This window comes from Thermomicrobiales bacterium (genome assembly GCA_041390825.1).
GTDB lineage: Bacteria > Chloroflexota > Chloroflexia > Thermomicrobiales > UBA6265 > JAMLHN01.
Genome location: JAWKPF010000014.1, coordinates 15531 through 31899, shown reverse-complemented (window position 1 = coordinate 31899; position 16369 = coordinate 15531). Strand labels below are relative to the sequence as shown.

The window sequence follows — 16369 nt, the reverse complement described above, 5'->3', positions numbered from 1 at the left end:
TCAGGCGCGTTCCCGCCGCATGACGCGAATCAACAGCAGCGTGAGCAGCATGATAGCCAGCAGCAGCAGAATCGATGCGGCGGCCGCCTGCCCCATGTTCAGGTTCGTGAATCCGATCTTCCAGATGCGAAACGAGATCGTTTCGGTCGCGCCGCCAGGACCGCCTGATGTAAGGATGTAGATCAGGTCGTAGGTTTTCATCGCCGAGATCATGCGAATCAAGGCAGCGATGAGTAGGACCGGCGCCATGAGCGGAATCGTTACCGTATGGAGAATCTGCAGCCCGTTCGCTCCGTCGACGCGGGCCGCTTCGAGTGGTTCACGGGGGAGCGCCGCCAATCCTGCCAGCAAGACGACCATCAAGAGCGATGTCTCGTGCCAAACATCGACCCCGACGACGGCCGGCATTGCCGAGCTCTTGATCGAAAGCCACTCCTGGGCCGGTAACCCGAGCTTGCGAAACCACCAGTTGATGGCGCCAAGGTCGGGATGCAACAGCAGCCGCCAGATCAAACCGACAGCAATCGGGCTCACGAGAAGCGGAATCAGCAGCACACAGAGATAGAGGTTCCGGAAGCGGAGATTCGGCTGGTTGAGGAGCAGCGCCAGCCCAAACGCGACGACCAGCTCGATGACGACCACAGAAATCGTCAGGACGACTGTGTTCCGGATTGCCTGGATGAAAACCTCCATTCCGAGAACATCGCGGAAGTTCTGCGACCACGTGAGGTCCCCGATTCCGCCCTCCGTAAGGTCGTACTGGTGCACGGCCACGTAAAGCGCGTAGACGATGGGAAACCCGACAATTGCCAGCAGCGCGAGCAGCGTCGGCAACGCCATCCCCCAGCGAAAGAGGGTATTGCTCCGCTGACCGGTCGAACCGATCGATCGCTGCGCGGAAATTTCTTCGGATGCTGACGTGAGCTCGACGGACATCTGGGCGATACCGGTGAGAGCCGGGCAATGTTGCCCGGCTCTCGCGAAGAACCTGGCCCTATAGCAGCTCTTTGAGTTCGTCGGCAGCGGCGTTCATGGCGTCCTGAGCGGAGGACCCTCCGGTGACGGCATCGCTCAGATGGCGACCCATGATCTCCACCAACTGCGCCTGCTTCGTGACGCCGGGAAGCCCTTTGCCGGTAGCGATAAGGTCCTTGACCTGCGCCATCCATGGGAAGGCCGTGGTGTACTCAGGGTTGTCGTACGGGGCGGTCTGCGCGGCAACTCCGCCGCCGAGCGCGCGGCGCATGGCGACATCGGGAGATTCGACCCACTTGAGGAATTCCCAGGCCGCATCGGGATTCGGTGAGCTCACGGGAATGCCCCAGCTCCAGGAGCCGGTCAACCCGGTTCCTCCCGGCATCGTGGTGACCGCGCCCTTGCCCTTCACCTGGCTGTCCTCCAGCGTTTCGCCGTCGGAAAGCAAGAAGAGATAGCTGACCGAGGTGAGCGCCTTGCCCTGGCGCCAGAGCGCGCCTGTGTCGTTCAGGTCGGCGTTGGCAGCGCCCGGTTGCGCTCCGTTGTTGATCGCATCGACATACAGCTGCACCGCCGCCACGCCGGCTTCGTTGTTGATGGCCGGAGCAGACATGTCATCCGTGAAGAAGTCGCCACCCGCCGAATAGAGGTAGTTGCAGAACTCCATCACGATCGGATCGCCCTGCATACCCTGCATTGCCGCTCCGTAGAGGTTGTCCGGGTCGATCTGATTCGTCGCGGTGATCATGGCCACGTAATCTTCGACCGACGTCGGCATCACGAGCTCGCTTCCCGTGATCTCCTGATACTGCCCCTTGAACTCGTCGCTTTCGAACAGGTCCGTCCGATAGAGGAGTCCCATCGGGTAGACATACATGGGGATGTAGTACGTGGTCCCATCGACCTCGGATCCGATCTTCAGCACCGCCGGATCGTAGCGATCGAGGCTCACTTGCCCGTCGCTGGCGGCGATGCGCTCTCCCAGGTCCTCCATCCAGCCAGCACGCGCGAACTCGTAGACCCAGTAGAAGTCGACCTCGAGGAAGTCATACGTTCCGTTGCCTTCTCCGGCAGCCAGCTGCGACACGAGCTTGTCGTGCATGACCGGATAGACGACCTTCTCGAACTGGACTTTGATACCCGTGAGCTCCTCGAACTCCGGGAGCATCTCCTCGATCAGGGTCGTTTCACGCAGATCTTCCATCAACGCGTTGAGTGTTGTGCCCTCGAATTCGCGGGAGTAGGTGATGTCCTGCGCCGCAGCACCGCCGAAGCGCCCCGATGGCAGCGCGAGGCCCAAACCAGCCGCTCCCGTGAGTTGCATGAGTCGTCGTCGATCGATTGTGCGATTGGTTCTGTTCACCATGTTCTCCTTTCGATCTCTTGCGCCGGACACACGCCAGCGCCTGCTCACTTGACCGCTCCGAAGGTCAATCCCTGAACCAGATGCCGCTGGATGAACCAGGTGAGCACCACGATCGGGACCATCATGGAAATCGTCGCCGCGCAGATTGCTCCGACCTGGTTGCCCTGCGATGTCATCAATGACGCCAGGGCAACCGGCATCGTGCGCGACTCGCGCCCAGTCAGGATCAACGCAAAGAGAAACTCGTTCCAGCTCAACACGAACGCGAAGATGCCCGCGGCCATCAGGCCAGGCAGCGCAAGCGGCATGACCACTTGCCGAAAAGCGCGAAACGGCGTCGCCCCGTCGACCTGAGCGGCTTCCTCGAGATCGACCGGGATCGATTCGAAAAAGCCCATCAGGATCCAGACCACAAAGGGAAGGTTGAATGACAGGTAGATGATCGCAAGCGTGATGCCACGATCGAACATCTTGAGCTCGTATCCCGCAACCTCGACCGTTTGGCGCACGATCAGGTAGAAGGGAATGACCAGCGCCACCGGCGGAAGCATCTGCGTCCCAAGAATCGCCAGCGAGAACGATGTGCCGCCGGTGCGGAAACGCGCGATCGAGTACGCCGCGAGCGCGCCGATTGCCAGGCAGATCGCGGATGAGACCACCGCAATCCAGAACGAGTTCCAGAGGTTGTGCTGGAAATCCTGCTCCACGAACAACTGCCGGTAGTTGTCCAGATTGGGTGAAAAGGACAGATCCATTGGCCGGTACGCCATGTCGTTCGAAGCAAACGAGCTGCGCAGCGTCCACACCACCGGGAGCAGGATCGACAGGCTCGCAACGATCAACACCGCATGGGTTGCCAATCGCGCCCAATCGACGCTCCTGCGGGCCGCGGGCGCTCTGGAAACGAGATTTCCTTCGAGGGGTACCGACATGCGACGGTTGTCCTGAGCGGTTAGATTTTCACGAATGGTTCGAAAGACTTGGTCGCGCTGATAATAGCAGTGTCGTTGCCTTGTATACACGGCGAGGAGCGCAGATATGCCCGGACAGCGTTTGCAGAATCGTGTCGCGGTTGTGACCGGGGCGGGCAGCGGCATCGGCCGAGCGATCTCAGCTGCATTGGCAGCCGACGGCGCGGTCGTGGTTGCCACCGATATCGATGCAGATCTTGCGCGCGATACTGCCAATGCGATCGGTGGCGCTCACGCGCTGCGGCTCGATGTCACTTCGAGCGAATCCGCGCGAGAAGTCGCTCACCAGGTGGAACGCGAGATTGGACCCATCGAAATCCTGGCCAACAATGCGGGCGTCTCGACCATGGGCCCGATCTGGGAGTTGACCGAGGAGGAATGGGACTTCAACTTCGACGTCAATGCGAAGGGTGTTTTCCTGGTCACGCAGGCGGTGCTGCCCGGGATGATGACTCGACGATGCGGTTCCATCGTGAACACAGCCTCGATGGCCGGCAAGAAGGCGCCGAAACTGCTGGCGCACTACGCTGCGTCCAAGTGGGCCTGCATTGGCTTCACCAAGTCCGCCGCGAACGAGCTGGGTGAGTTCGGCATTCGCGTGAACTGCGTTTGCCCTGGCTATGTCGCGACATCGATGCAAGAGCGGGAATTGATCTGGGAGAGCGAAAAGCGGGGGATGACCGTGGAGGCGGTGATCGCCGAATACGTCAGCCAGACCCCGCTCGGCCGACTGCAAACCGCAGAGGATGTTGCTCGGGTAGTGGCATATCTTGCGTCAGACGACGCCGAGTTTCTGACCGGTGCTGCGATCGACATCACCGGCGGCGCGCATCTCTAGCGGACAGCCCGCAATCTTGGCTCGGGCTCGCCTGGCTCGTCGAGCTTGATCCATCCGTGCCGCAAGGCAAAGATGACCGCTTGCGTTCGGTCGTTGACGGCCAGTTTTCGCAGGATCGAGGTGATGTGGTTCTTGACCGTCTGATCGGAGATTCCGAGCTGGAACGCAATCTCTTTGTTGCTGTTGCCTTGCGCGACATAATCGAGAATCTCGATCTCGCGCGGGGTCAGCGGAGAAAAGACGCCATCCGCTGATTCGTCCAGCACCGAGAGTTCCTGGAACTGGTGGAGCACACGCGATGCGACATGCGGACGGGAAAGAACGCTCTCGTTGATGAGATATTCACCCAGCGCAACCTTGCGAAGCACGCGCACGAGATCTTCGAGCTCGATCTCTTTCGAGATGTAGGCGGCCGCGCCCGAGCGTATGGCCTGGAAGAGCTGCTCATCGTCCTCCGTTCTTGTCATGAGGATGACCAGAATCTGCGGATGACGACGCTTCAGTTGCTTCGTAAGCTCGAGAGAGCTGTCGGAACGGAGCTGCGCATCGAGCAGCACGAGTTCCGGAAGGGAAGTGTCGACAGCGTCGAGCGCAGCCGCCGCTGACGCTGCCTCACCGATCACCTGCAAGTCCGGGTACCCCTCGAGCCCACCGCGTACGCCCGCACGAAAGAGGGGATGATCGTCGACGATGAGAAGTCGCGTGCGTGACACGGCTATGCACCCAGCCTGCGGAAAAGCAATCGGCGTTCCAGCCAAACGCCGCCTCAAGTATACGGAAATAGTGTACGTACCCTCAAGATCAACAAACTGGCCGGATTGTTCGGGCTATTTGTAGCGGCCGCGAAGATCGTTCCACTTGACGTGCGCCACATCCGAGAAGTTGGTCAATGTGTCGCCAATCGGATTGACTTTGCTCTGTTCGCCATAGGTCCAGTTGACCGGCACAATGGCGATCCCCAACCCGAGACGCCGCGCGACCACCAGGAGCTCCACGTCGAAGGCAGTCACCTTGGGTGACGAGAGTTCACCATTCGAACCCCGATAGAGCCGCAGACGAGGCAGGATCATGTCGCGCGCGGACGCTGTGAACATCTTGAACCCGCATTGCGTGTCGTGGATGCCGGGAAGGAGCAACAGACGAACGAGTGCGTTGAACCCACGGCCCATCAGGTGGCGGAACTCAGGTTCGCCAATTCGGGACGCTGTTTCACCCTCGCGCGATCCGATGACCACATCGGCGCCGGATGCCACCTCCGCCCGAAACGGCTCCAGATAGGTGATTGGGGTCGCGAGGTCGGCGTCCGCGAAGAGAATCAGGTCACCCCTGGCATGTTCCAGTCCCCAGAGAACAGCGGCGGCCTTGCCCCCGTGCGGGATCGTCTGCACTTCGAGATTGCCGAACTCCCGCGCCACTGTTCGGGCAACCGACGCGGTTCCATCCGTGCTGCCATCATCGACCAACAGGACGTCCGATCGGTATTGCTGTTCGTGTAGGTACTGAAGGATCTCGCGCAGGGAATCTGCGATGCGGAAGGACTCGTTGTAGGCCGGGATGACGACCGTCTGTGAGGGAGGTGTGGCGACCCCTGATTGTCTGGTTTGGTCGAGACTCAATGCACGGTCCTCGGGACGCAAATAGCGGCCCCGGGGCCGTATCCGCTCATGGGCGAATGCTAGCATAGGCCGAATGTTCGACTTTTCCGCAGAAGGGGAAATCCACCGTGTTGGAACTCGGGTCACATGTTTCCGCCAGTGGCGGCGTCGACAAGGCAATCGGGCGCGCCACCGCCCTGGAAATGACCTCGTTTCAGATCTTCACAAAGAACGCTAACCAGTGGAATGCCAAACCGCTCGACCCGGTGGTCATCGAGCGGATTCGCGACGGGATTGCCGCGAATCCGCAGATCACTACCGTGGTCGCCCACGACTCGTATCTCATCAACCTGGCGTCACCGGATGACGCTGCCTGGGAGAAGTCGATTGCGGCGCTCCAGACCGAACTCGAACGCTGCGACCAGTTGGGAATCCCATTTCTTGTATCACATCCCGGGGCGCACATGGGAACCGGCGTCGATGCGGGCACAGCGCGTGTAGCGCACGCCATCAATATCATTCACGAGCGCCTGCCGAATGGAGCCTGCTCACTCGCGATCGAAACGACCGCCGGTCAGGGCTCGACGCTCGGGCGCACCTTCGAGGAAATCGCCCAGATCATCGATGGAGTAGAAGACAAGCAGCGCATATCGGTCTGTTTCGACACGTGTCATGTGTTCGCCGCTGGGTATGACATCCGAACCGAAGCCACATACCAGACCACCATGGAGACGTTCGATGAAATCATCGGACTCGGGCGTCTTCAGGTGCTGCATCTGAACGATTCCGCCAAGGAATTTGGCTCGTACCGGGACCGGCATGCGCACATCGGTGAGGGGTTCATCGGAAGGGATGCGTTCCAGTTCCTCTTGCGGGACGATCGGTTGCAGGGTCGGCCGGGCATTCTCGAAACACCCAAGGACGATGACGTCACCGAAGACCTGATGAACCTGACAACTCTGCGCGGTTTGGCGTAACCGAGAAGGGACGCTGACATGAAAAAGCACCGGATCTACACGATGCCGTTTGCCAGGGTCTATCCGGAATACGTCGCCAAGGCCGAACGCAAGGGACGCACAAAGGGCGAGGTCGACGAGATCATCGAGTGGCTCACCGGTTACGACGACGCGTCCCTGAACGAGGTTCTGGAGCAGGGAACCGACATCGAAACCTTCATCGCCGATGCGCCCGCGCTGAACCCATCGCGCAGCCAGATCACAGGTGTTGTCTGTGGCGTACGCGTCGAAGATATCGAGGAAGAAACGATGCGCGAGATTCGCTATCTCGACAAATTGATCGACGAGCTCGCCAAAGGCAAGCCGATGGACAAGATCCTCCGGCAACCCGCTGGATAGCCAGGTCGCCAGATCTCGACCAAACAGGGCCAAGGCGGGTATCGGCAACCCGCATTGGCCCTGTGATCGTCCACATGACGGGGATCTGGTTCAGTCGATCACGCGCTGACTCTCGAGCCGGTTGATGACCAACAATCGCATTTCGGTCATGTCCTCGATCGTATACCGAATGCCCTCGCGGCTCAGTCCGGAAGATTTCACGCCGCCATATGGCATGTGATCGATGCGATAGGTGGGGATGTCGTTCATCACCACACCACCCGCCTCGATGTTCTCGAAGGCATACAACGCTCGTTCCAGATTGTTGGTGAAAACGCCGGCCTGCAGACCGTAGATCGAGTCGTTCACGGCCTCGACCGCTTTTCCGAACGACGGAACCTTGAACACCGTGACGAGCGGCGCAAAGGCCTCCCGTGAGCAGACGAATGCATCCGGCGGGGCATTCTCGATGATGGTGGGCTGCATGAATCGACCTTCGGCCTTGCCGCCTGTTAGCACCGTGGCGCCGCGCGCAACCGCGTCCTCGATCCATTTCTGGCTTCGAGCGGCCGCCTTGTCGTCGATCATCGGGCCAAGGTCGGTCTCGCGATCGAGCGGATCACCCAGTTTCACCTTTTTCGTCTCGGCAACGAGCAGTTTCACGAACTCGTCGTACACGGCTTCGTGAATGAAGACGCGCTGCACCGAGATGCAGACCTGGCCGGCATAGGCAAACGCGCCCACGCGCACGCGCTGCGCGGCGAATGCGAGATCGGCGTCCTGGTCGACGATCACTCCTGCGTTTCCGCCCAGTTCGAGCACGACCTTCTTCATGCCCGCATTCTTCTTCATCTCCCAGCCAACATCAGGCGAGCCAGTAAACGACAGAAGCTTGAAGCGCGGGTCCTCGACCATCGCGTTGCCGACGTCCCGGTTCATTGGCAGCACGCTCAACGCGCCGGGAACGAGTCCAATCTCGTCCAACAGCTTGGCGACGAAAAGCATCACCAACGGGTCCTTGGAGGGCGGCTTCAGCACGATCGGGTTTCCGGAGGCGATCGCGGGTGCGATCTTGTGCAGGGCGAGGTTCAGGGGAAAGTTGAACGGCGAGATTCCTGCAACCGGTCCAATCGGGAAGCGTCGGACGACTCCGAAACGTCCCTTGGACGACGGCAGGAGATCGAGCGGCATCACCTCTCCCCCGATCCGCTTCGCTTCTTCTGACGCGACCTGAATCGTGAAGATGCCACGATCGGCCTCCACCTCCGCGTCACGGATCGGCTTGCCAGCTTCGAGCGCGATCAATGACGCGATGTGGTCGCGATGCTCCTTCATCTTCGCCGCCAGCGCATCAAGGATGCTGACACGCTCGAACACTGGCTGCTTGCTTGTGTGCGAAAAAGCGCGTTCGGCCGCCTCGACCGCCTGGTTAAGCTGGGCGGCCGATGCCAGATACGTAACGCCGATCACCTCGCCGTTGTAGGGATTCACGATCTCGATGGGATCATCCGATTCGACCCACTCGCCGGCAAGATAGATTGGAAACTTCCTGGTCATCGTCGACTCCTTTGCAATGCGAACGGCGGAGCATGACGCTCCGCCGGTTCCTGATTCCTCAAATCGGTTTCAGTTACTTTGCGGCCGCGTTCACTGGGGGCTCGATCACATCGTCCCACCAACTCGGGGTTTGGCCGCCGATCGTTGCCAGCTCGGTCTTGGTGTAAACGAGCCCATCGCGATCCTGGACCGAGAGCTCGTACTCCTTGCTCATGGTGATTGCGTCCACTGGGCAAACCTGCGCGCAAAGCCCGCAGAACATGCACCGCCCGGAACGCAAGATGAACTCGCCCAGCTCACGGTCGCCTTCCTCGGATGGAATCACGTTCATCTCGAGGCACGACGTGGGGCAGATGCGCGCGCAAAGTCCGCAAGCGACACACAACGCCTCGCCGGTGTCAGGATCGGCGCGAAGCGACGGGATTCCGCGGAACCGTGGAGCCATATCCCGCTTTTCGTCGGGATACTGAATCGTCAGCTTCGGCATCACGGAGCGCTTGAGTGTGACTCCGAACCCTTTGACTTCTTCGAACATGAATCGTGCTCCTCGAGGCTAGTCCGCCGCCATGGAGACGAACGCGGGCGAAAGGGAAGCAAGTCCATCCGGACCGGGCACCAGAATCGAGGCGCCTGGATCGGCATAGGTGCTCACTGGAACATTCAGGCCGTCGCGCTCGAGTCGAGCGAAGTTGACGCCGCCATATTCGGGAACGAACGAGCCGATCTCGTCCATGACGCTGGCAACTGGCAGCCAATCCATCTGGTAGCCCATGCGCTCGGCAAGACCGGATACGATGGCGCCCGTCGATCGCGCTTCACCAATCGCTGGAACCGCGGACCGCACTCGCTGCACCGTGCGATCGAAACTGGTGAAGGTGCCGTCGACCTCGAGCGAAAGCGCGCGCGGCAGAACCACATCGGCCATGCGGGCGATCGGCGAATCGAAACCCCCAGCGTAGATCAGGAACTCGAGTTTCGGAAGCGCGGCCAGCAATTCAGGGCTGTTCTCGGCCTCGCGCGCCAGTGTGCTTTCGAGGTAAAGCGCCTTGACCTCGCCGACTTCGATCGCGCCCGCGATCTCGTCGATTGCATAGCCCTGCATCTCTGGCAGTGTCACGCCCCAGGCTGCTTCGAACTCGGCCCGTGCTGCATCATCGGCAACTGCGCGGCCACCGGGGAGGAACGAGGGGTGCACGCCCATATCGGTCGTGCCCTGGTAGTTGGCGGCGCCACGTGGGGTGGTCACGCCGCCGCCCGGGCGACCGAAATTGCCAGTCAGCAATGCAAGATCGTTGCAAATCTCGGTGATCTCGGAAGCATTGTCCTGCTTACCGCTCGTGTACGGCGCGCCGATGTGCGCGGCGGTGTTGAAGACGACGGACGACGGATAGCCGGTTTCGCCCTTCGCCTCGATCCCGGCTCCGCCAGTGGCATAAAGCACTGCGGCCGCCTGGATCTTGTCGCCGCTCACGCCGGTCGATCGCGCAACTTTGTCCAGGTCATAGTCAGCAAGCGAGTCGGAAAGCCGCGCCAACTCCTTCTTGCCCACACCATCCGCCGCCAGCTTCAGATCGATGATCTGGCGAGCGATCCCCTTCAACAGGGTGCCGGTCGAACCCTCATTTGGCTTGAGCCAGAGTTTGGCGCGCCAGCAGAGCGGATACTCATCCTGCGAAATGACGACCACCTTCGCCTCGCGGAAGATGATCGAGTGGTAGAGCCAGTACGACGCCACCGGAGCGGTCTTGCCAATGTCCGGACCAACGACCATCGCGGCGTTCACCGAGGTGAACATTTCCTGGTTGTTGTTGGTGCTCCCGACATCGCGTCCCAGTGACGCGCGGACCGACCGCTCGACCGCAACCTGCGATGGGGTCAACAGGCGATCGACGTTGTTCGATCCCATGACCGCGCGTGTGAACTTCTGTGCCAGGTACGCGTCTTCGTTCGTATTGTCCGGAGTGATCAGAGCCGCGAACTGATTGCCCTTGTAGTTCTCGAGCGTGGCCGCGATCGAATCGAGCGCATCGTCCCACGTGACTTCGTACCCGAACGTGCCGCGCTGATTGATGCGCGGGTAGCGCAGCCGGTCCGGCGACTGCTGAATCTCATGGCCCCATTTGCCCTTTTCACAAACATAGCCATGATTCGTGCCGCGTTCCCAGAGGTTGGTTGCCCGGCGAACGATGCCTTTGTTCGACTCGACATTGATCGTGCAACCGTAGTCGCAGAAGCCGCAGATCGTTTCTGTGCTGTCGAGGTCCCAGGGATGGTGCGCGAAGTGCCGATCGGTCAGTGCCCCAACCGGACAGACGGCGATGCACATTCCGCAATTGGTGCAAAGCGTGTCGGAAAGCTCGAGACCAAATGCCGGGCTAACCGCCGCCTCGATACTGCGGTTCGTCGATTCGATCGCGGTCACGCCGATCATTTCGTCGCAGACGCGCGTGCAGCGGTTGCACATGATGCAGCGATCGAACTTGTAATCGATCGTTTCGCTGAAGTGCGTGTACGGCTGCGCGAATTTGGGTCGACGATATGGGTTGGTGTTGACGTTGCTGAGGTAGGTGTTGTCCTGTAGGTAGCACTCGCCCGACTTGTCGCAGGTCGGGCAATCGAGCGCATGATCCACCAGGTACATCTGCAGGATGAACTGGCGCGCGTCCTCCACCGGCTCGGAATGGGTGAGCACTTCCATTCCTTCGCCAAGTGGCGTGGCGCAGGATTCGATGAGACCGCCGCGCTTGCCGAGAATCTCGACGGTGCAAATACGGCAAGATCCCCACGGCCGCAGCAACGGCTGGTAACAGAGGTTCGGCACCTCGATGTTCGCCATGCGCGCGGCTTCGAGGATCGTGGTCCCGGCCGGAACGGTCACGTCCTGACCGTTGATCTTGCCCGTGACCATCTTGGTTTCAGCTCGGGTCGCCATCCGCTCGATTCCGCCTCGATTTCTCTCGGTCGATCTCCCGGAAACGGTCCGGGAACCCCGCTTGAACGCCCGGCTGTTGCATCGAACAAGGCAGGCGCGAACCGCCTGGAAAGGCGCTCTGATTCGATGCCGATTCTACCATAGGGCCACGTTCGTTCCGGGCGGTGATTCCGTTTGCGCGGGAGATCGACATGCTAGAATTTCGCCGTTTTCAGCCATTTGGCTGGAATATCGCTGTCGGGTAGCCGCGTTGACTGCAACCGCAACTGAACTCGAATTCCGCACGGTCATTGGCCTCGAGGTGCATGCCCAGGTCATGACCAGGAGCAAGATGTTCTGCAGTTGCTCTGCCGACTACGCGAACGCCACGCCTAACACCCATGTTTGCCAGGTCTGCATGGGGCTTCCGGGCGCGCTTCCTGTCATCAACAAGTCCGCGATCGAATCGGTGATCCGCACCGGATTGGCGTTGAATTGCACGATTCCGCCATTTTGCAAGCTCGACCGCAAGAACTACTTCTATCCCGATTTGCCGAAAGGCTATCAGGTCTCCCAGTACGACCTGCCGCTGTGCGTGGATGGCGTCCTGTCATTCACCAGCGAGGGTGTCGAACGTCGCGCCGGTATCACGCGCGTGCACATAGAGGAAGACACCGGACGCTTGCTCCACCGTGAGGACGGCGGAGAGAGCCTGTCGTTTGTCGATCTCAACCGCTCCGGCGTCCCCCTGATGGAGATCGTAGGCGAGCCCGACCTGACCAGTCCCGTGGAAGCGCGCGACTACCTGATCGCGCTCCGACAGATCCTTCGCTACATCGGCGCGTCGACCGGAAACATGGAAGAAGGCGCGTTCCGCTGCGACGCGAACATTTCGACGCGAACGACCGACGGCTTGCTGGTTGGCGAAAAGGTCGAAATCAAGAACATGAACTCGTTTCGGGCAGTCGAGCGCGCGCTCGCATACGAGGAAGAGCGCCAGCGCGCGTTACTCGCCAGCGGCGAGTCCATTCCGCAGGAAACGCGCGGTTGGGTCGATGCGCGCGGAGTCACCGTCAGCCAGCGAACCAAGGAATCGGCGCACGACTACCGGTACTTTCCCGAACCGGACCTACCGCCGCTGACGATCGACACTGAATTTGTCGATGCGATCCGCGCCGCGTTGCCGGAACTTCCGGGCGCACGGCAGACCAGATTCGTCGATGAGTACGGCCTGGGAGATTCCGAGGCGGACCTGCTGACGCTCGAGCGTGAAACTGCTGACTACTTCGAAGCCGCTGTCGGATCGTCGAGCGAACGAGCCAAACAGACCTCGAACTGGTTGCTCAACGATGTATTTGGCCTGCAGCGCGAACGAGGATTGAGTTCCGATCAGTTTCCAATCGAGGCCACGCAGCTTGCCCAGCTCGTCGAGCTCGTCGAGAGCGGCGACCTCACAGGCAGGGGAGCGAAGGAACTGCTGGCAGGAATCCAACCTGGCGAAGATGCCAGGGCGGCCGCCCAGCGGCTCGATCTGATCTCTGTTGGAGATACCGATGTCATCAGAGCGGCGGCGATGGAGGTCATTGCCGCCAATCCTGCGGCCGTGGCCGATTATCGAGGAGGGAAAAAGGCGGCGATCGGTCGCTTGATGGGAGAGACGATCCGTGCGACGGGGGGACGGGGACGTCCCGATGCTGTGCGCGCGGTTCTCGAAGAGTTGCTATCCGAATAGTCCCGTGCCAGACGAGCAGAATGGACTGCTCGTCCCGGCATTCGACGACGAAGAAACGGGGAGACACGTGTCCGTAATCGAAGCACCCGTTCGGCCGGAGACTCCGGCCGAGCACGAAGAGCCTGACCTCTTTGCCACTGCCGTCCGGCAGTTCGATATCGCCGCCGACATTCTGGATCTCGAGAGTGGCATGCGGCAAATCCTCTCGCACTGCCAACGGGAACTGACGGTCAACTTTCCGGTCGAGATGGACGATGGCTCCGTCCAGGTATTCACCGGATACCGCGTCCAGCACAACACCGGTCCCGGTCCCAGCAAAGGTGGTATCCGCTATCACCAGCTCGTCACGCTGTCAGAAGTGAAAGCGCTGGCAATGTGGATGACCTGGAAGTGCGCGGTTGTCAATCTTCCCTTTGGTGGCGCAAAGGGAGGAGTCTGCGTCAATCCGAAGCTCCTCTCCCAGAACGAGCTCCAGAATCTGACTCGCCGGTACACCACGGAGATTCAGGTCATGATCGGGCCCAATCAGGACATTCCCGCGCCCGACGTGAACACCAACCCGCAGGTCATGGCCTGGATCATGGACACCTATTCCATGAACGTTGGCTATTCGGTACCGAGCGTGGTCACCGGCAAGCCGCTGGGCTTGGGTGGCTCGCCTGGGCGAAGTGAGGCCACCGGGCGCGGATGTGTCTATGTCGCCGAAGAAGCCGCCAAGGCCGCCGGTTTCTCGTTCGACGGGTCGACGTTGATCGTGCAAGGGTTTGGCAACGTCGGAAGCGCTGCCGCCGCGATTGGCCAGGAACACGGCGCCAGAGTGGTGGGCGTGAGTGACGTGCGGGGCGGAATCTACAACCCGAACGGACTCGATATCCCTGCGTTGGCGGCGCATGCGGCCGCAACCGGCAGTGTGGTTGGATTCGCAGGTGGCGACTACATCACCAACGAGGACCTGCTCGAGTTGCCGTGCGACATCCTGATGCCGGCCGCCCTGGAAAGCCAAATCACCAGGCACAACGCATCTGAAATCCGCGCGCGCATGGTGGTCGAAGCTGCCAACGGACCTACGACCCCTGAGGCGGATGAGATTCTCGCCGATCGCGGCATCATCGTGGTGCCGGACATTCTGGCGAACGCCGGCGGCGTCACCGTTTCCTATTTCGAGTGGGTCCAGGCGATGCAGTGGTTCCCCTGGACGCTCGACGAGGTCAACGCCCGCTTGCGCACGATCATGCAGGAGTCGTTCGCGAAGGTCCACGCGCAATCGCAAGCTCGCCGGGTGGACTTGCGCACCGGCGCCATCTGCGTCGCGATCGATCGGGTGGCGGAGTTCACGCGCCTGCGCGGCATCTATCCGTAGCCGATTGCACTGCGCGACCGCTCGCGGTCGCGCATCACCAGACATGCAGACGGGGCGTCGATCGACTCGACGCCCCGTTTTCGTGCATGCGGCAGTCTGCCAGCCCGGCGCTAAAGATTGTGCTTGATCAGGAGCTTGCGAAGATCTTCCTCGATCGAGCGATGCGCTACCGCAATCAAGTCATCGCCTTCCTGGATCGCCGTCGAGGCAGACGGGACGATCAACTCCCCGGACCGAATGATCGCCGCGATGATGCAACCTTCCGGAACCGGAATCTCACCAATCGTGCGGCCCGCGATGGGCGACTGCGCGACAACCTTGGCATCGACGATCGCCATGTCTTCGTGGATGAGATTGACCAGGTGGACGAATGGTTGATCGGGTATGGCCTGCTCGATCAGGTTGAGGATGTAGTCCGTCTGGCTGACGGTAATGTCCACGCCGAGCATGCGGAAGAGATGCTCGTTCTTCGGGTTGTTGACCCGTGCAATCGTGCGGTCGACATGGAATTTCGACTTGGCGACCTGGCAGATGACCAGGTTGTCCTCATCTTCTCCCGTGACTGCGATGACGACATCGGCCCGGGCGGCTCCGGCCGCAGCCATGACTGCCGCCTCGGCGCCATCTCCCGCGACCACGACCGCGCCAAACTGCTCGACGAACTGCTCGGTCTTGTCCGGATCTCGCTCGATCAGAAGAACTTCGTGTCCCTCCGAGAGCAGCGTTTTCGTCAGGTAATAGCCGACCTTGCCGCCGCCAACGATGATGATGTACACGCTCAAGCCTCCTGCGGGCGTACGCCGAGCGACGACGCGGTCATGACCGCGTCGAGGATTTGAGCGGAAATGACCGTCGTGGGACAGACTGTGGTCAAGCCCAATCGCCGATAGGTGTCCTCGCGCACGGGATCGTAGATTCGGCAAATCACCTCGGGCACAGAGAAGATGTTCTTCGCCACCTGTGCCGCCATGATGTTCCGATTGTCGCCGTTGGTGACCGCAATGAATGCGGTCGCTTCGGAAATCCCCGCGCGTTTCAGCACATCTTCATCGATTCCTGTGCCAATGAGCGTGCGCCCATTGAACTCGTCCGGCAGTCGCCGAAACGCGCGGGAATTGACGTCGATCACCGTCACCTTGTGGCCGTTGTGGTCGAGAACGGATGCGACCCGCGCACCAACCCGGCCACAGCCCATGATCACGACTTTCACCCTTCGAGGGCCTCCTGTAGCGGCAGATCGCTCGCGGAACGAATGAGGATCACATCGCACGGCGCGTTCTTGATGACGTACGAAGCAGCCTCGCCGGTGACCTGCTTACCGTACTTGATCGAGATCGCGGTTGCCATAAGGATAAGGTCGGCGTTCTGTTCGATGGCTTCATCGACTACCGCGGCGCCAGACGAGCGCGCCTGCAGCAGATCCGTGGAAATGAGATCGACCGACGTTGGCAAGCGTTGCCGGGTCAACTGCTCCGCGCGTGCCAGGACCGCTTCACCGCGAGCGACCGCCTCCGGGAGCTCGGCATCCAGCGGCATGGCCTGAAGCACTTCGACGACGTACACAAGCGTAATGCTGGTGGGGTGGCGCTGCGCCAATTCGCCAACCAGCTCGATCGCCCGGTCATCTTCTGGTCCGCCTGAGACCGGAATGATTATCCGGTGATAGTGCAATGGCATGCGGTGTTGCTGTCATCCTCCGGCAAGGCACAGTCGCCTGACCACGAACGAGG

16 protein-coding genes are annotated in these 16369 nt (G+C 60.8%); 5 read left to right on the top strand and 11 right to left on the bottom strand.

Going from position 1 to position 16369, the window contains the following annotated elements; genetic code table 11:
- Genes R2855_08950 through R2855_08940 form a run of 3 tightly spaced genes read right to left on the bottom strand, consistent with a single transcriptional unit; the run spans window position 1 to window position 3273 of the window.
- Complete coding sequence (locus tag R2855_08950) at window positions 1-936, bottom strand: sugar ABC transporter permease (protein ID MEZ4531144.1); 936 nt, start codon at window positions 934-936, stop codon at window positions 1-3.
- A 58-nt stretch (window positions 937-994) separates the two neighbouring features.
- A complete protein-coding gene (locus tag R2855_08945) occupies window positions 995-2341 on the bottom strand; it encodes an extracellular solute-binding protein (GenBank protein MEZ4531143.1) in 1347 nt (448 codons plus the stop codon).
- Window positions 2342-2385: 44 nt separating this feature from the next.
- On the bottom strand, window positions 2386-3273 hold the full coding sequence (locus R2855_08940; GenBank protein MEZ4531142.1) for a carbohydrate ABC transporter permease: 888 nt from the start codon (window positions 3271-3273) through the stop codon (window positions 2386-2388).
- A gap of 106 nt (window positions 3274-3379) precedes the next feature.
- Between R2855_08940 and R2855_08935 the strand changes: the two genes are divergently transcribed.
- Entirely contained in the window at window positions 3380-4150 is a 771-nt protein-coding gene (locus R2855_08935; protein ID MEZ4531141.1) for an SDR family NAD(P)-dependent oxidoreductase, read from the top strand.
- On the opposite strand, the gene R2855_08930 is transcribed toward R2855_08935, so the two are convergent.
- The gene (locus R2855_08930; GenBank protein ID MEZ4531140.1) at window positions 4147-4863 is read right to left on the bottom strand and encodes a response regulator transcription factor; all 717 of its coding nucleotides are present in this window, start codon (window positions 4861-4863) and stop codon (window positions 4147-4149) included. The two genes, R2855_08935 and R2855_08930, sit on opposite strands and share 4 nt — an antisense overlap.
- A 114-nt stretch (window positions 4864-4977) precedes the next feature.
- Window positions 4978-5766, bottom strand: coding sequence for a glycosyltransferase family 2 protein (locus R2855_08925; protein ID MEZ4531139.1), 789 nt, complete (start codon window positions 5764-5766; stop codon window positions 4978-4980).
- 107 nt (window positions 5767-5873) lie between these two features.
- Here R2855_08925 and R2855_08920 point away from each other — a divergent pair, with 107 nt between their 5' ends.
- A complete protein-coding gene (locus tag R2855_08920) occupies window positions 5874-6722 on the top strand; it encodes a deoxyribonuclease IV (GenBank protein MEZ4531138.1) in 849 nt (282 codons plus the stop codon).
- An 18-nt stretch (window positions 6723-6740) separates the two neighbouring features.
- Entirely contained in the window at window positions 6741-7100 is a 360-nt protein-coding gene (locus R2855_08915) for a DUF2200 domain-containing protein (protein MEZ4531137.1), read from the top strand.
- Between the two features lie 90 nt (window positions 7101-7190).
- Here the strand turns inward: R2855_08915 and R2855_08910 are convergent, their stop codons facing one another.
- From R2855_08910 to R2855_08900, 3 genes are all read right to left on the bottom strand, one after another.
- Window positions 7191-8636, bottom strand: a complete 1446-nt coding sequence (locus R2855_08910; protein ID MEZ4531136.1) for an aldehyde dehydrogenase family protein — start codon at window positions 8634-8636, stop codon at window positions 7191-7193.
- Window positions 8637-8709: 73 nt separating this feature from the next.
- Entirely contained in the window at window positions 8710-9171 is a 462-nt protein-coding gene (locus R2855_08905; protein MEZ4531135.1) for an NADH-quinone oxidoreductase subunit I, read from the bottom strand.
- A gap of 18 nt (window positions 9172-9189) precedes the next feature.
- Window positions 9190-11568, bottom strand: coding sequence for a molybdopterin-dependent oxidoreductase (locus R2855_08900; GenBank protein MEZ4531134.1), 2379 nt, complete (start codon window positions 11566-11568; stop codon window positions 9190-9192).
- A gap of 250 nt (window positions 11569-11818) precedes the next feature.
- On the opposite strand from R2855_08900, the gene gatB reads away from it, so the two are divergent.
- Window positions 11819-13279, top strand: coding sequence for an Asp-tRNA(Asn)/Glu-tRNA(Gln) amidotransferase subunit GatB (gatB, locus tag R2855_08895; protein ID MEZ4531133.1), 1461 nt, complete (start codon window positions 11819-11821; stop codon window positions 13277-13279).
- A 4-nt stretch (window positions 13280-13283) separates the two neighbouring features.
- A complete protein-coding gene (locus tag R2855_08890; protein ID MEZ4531132.1) occupies window positions 13284-14639 on the top strand; it encodes a Glu/Leu/Phe/Val dehydrogenase in 1356 nt (451 codons plus the stop codon).
- A gap of 110 nt (window positions 14640-14749) precedes the next feature.
- On the opposite strand, the gene R2855_08885 is transcribed toward R2855_08890, so the two are convergent.
- The 3 genes from R2855_08885 to R2855_08875 are packed head-to-tail and all read right to left on the bottom strand — an operon-like array spanning window position 14750 to window position 16316.
- Window positions 14750-15415, bottom strand: coding sequence for a TrkA family potassium uptake protein (locus R2855_08885; GenBank protein MEZ4531131.1), 666 nt, complete (start codon window positions 15413-15415; stop codon window positions 14750-14752).
- Window positions 15416-15417: 2 nt separating this feature from the next.
- Window positions 15418-15849, bottom strand: coding sequence for a TrkA family potassium uptake protein (locus R2855_08880; protein MEZ4531130.1), 432 nt, complete (start codon window positions 15847-15849; stop codon window positions 15418-15420).
- A complete protein-coding gene (locus R2855_08875) occupies window positions 15846-16316 on the bottom strand; it encodes a universal stress protein (GenBank protein MEZ4531129.1) in 471 nt (156 codons plus the stop codon). Before R2855_08875 ends, R2855_08880 begins: the two co-directional genes overlap by 4 nt.
- Between the last annotated feature and the right edge of the window lie 53 nt (window positions 16317-16369).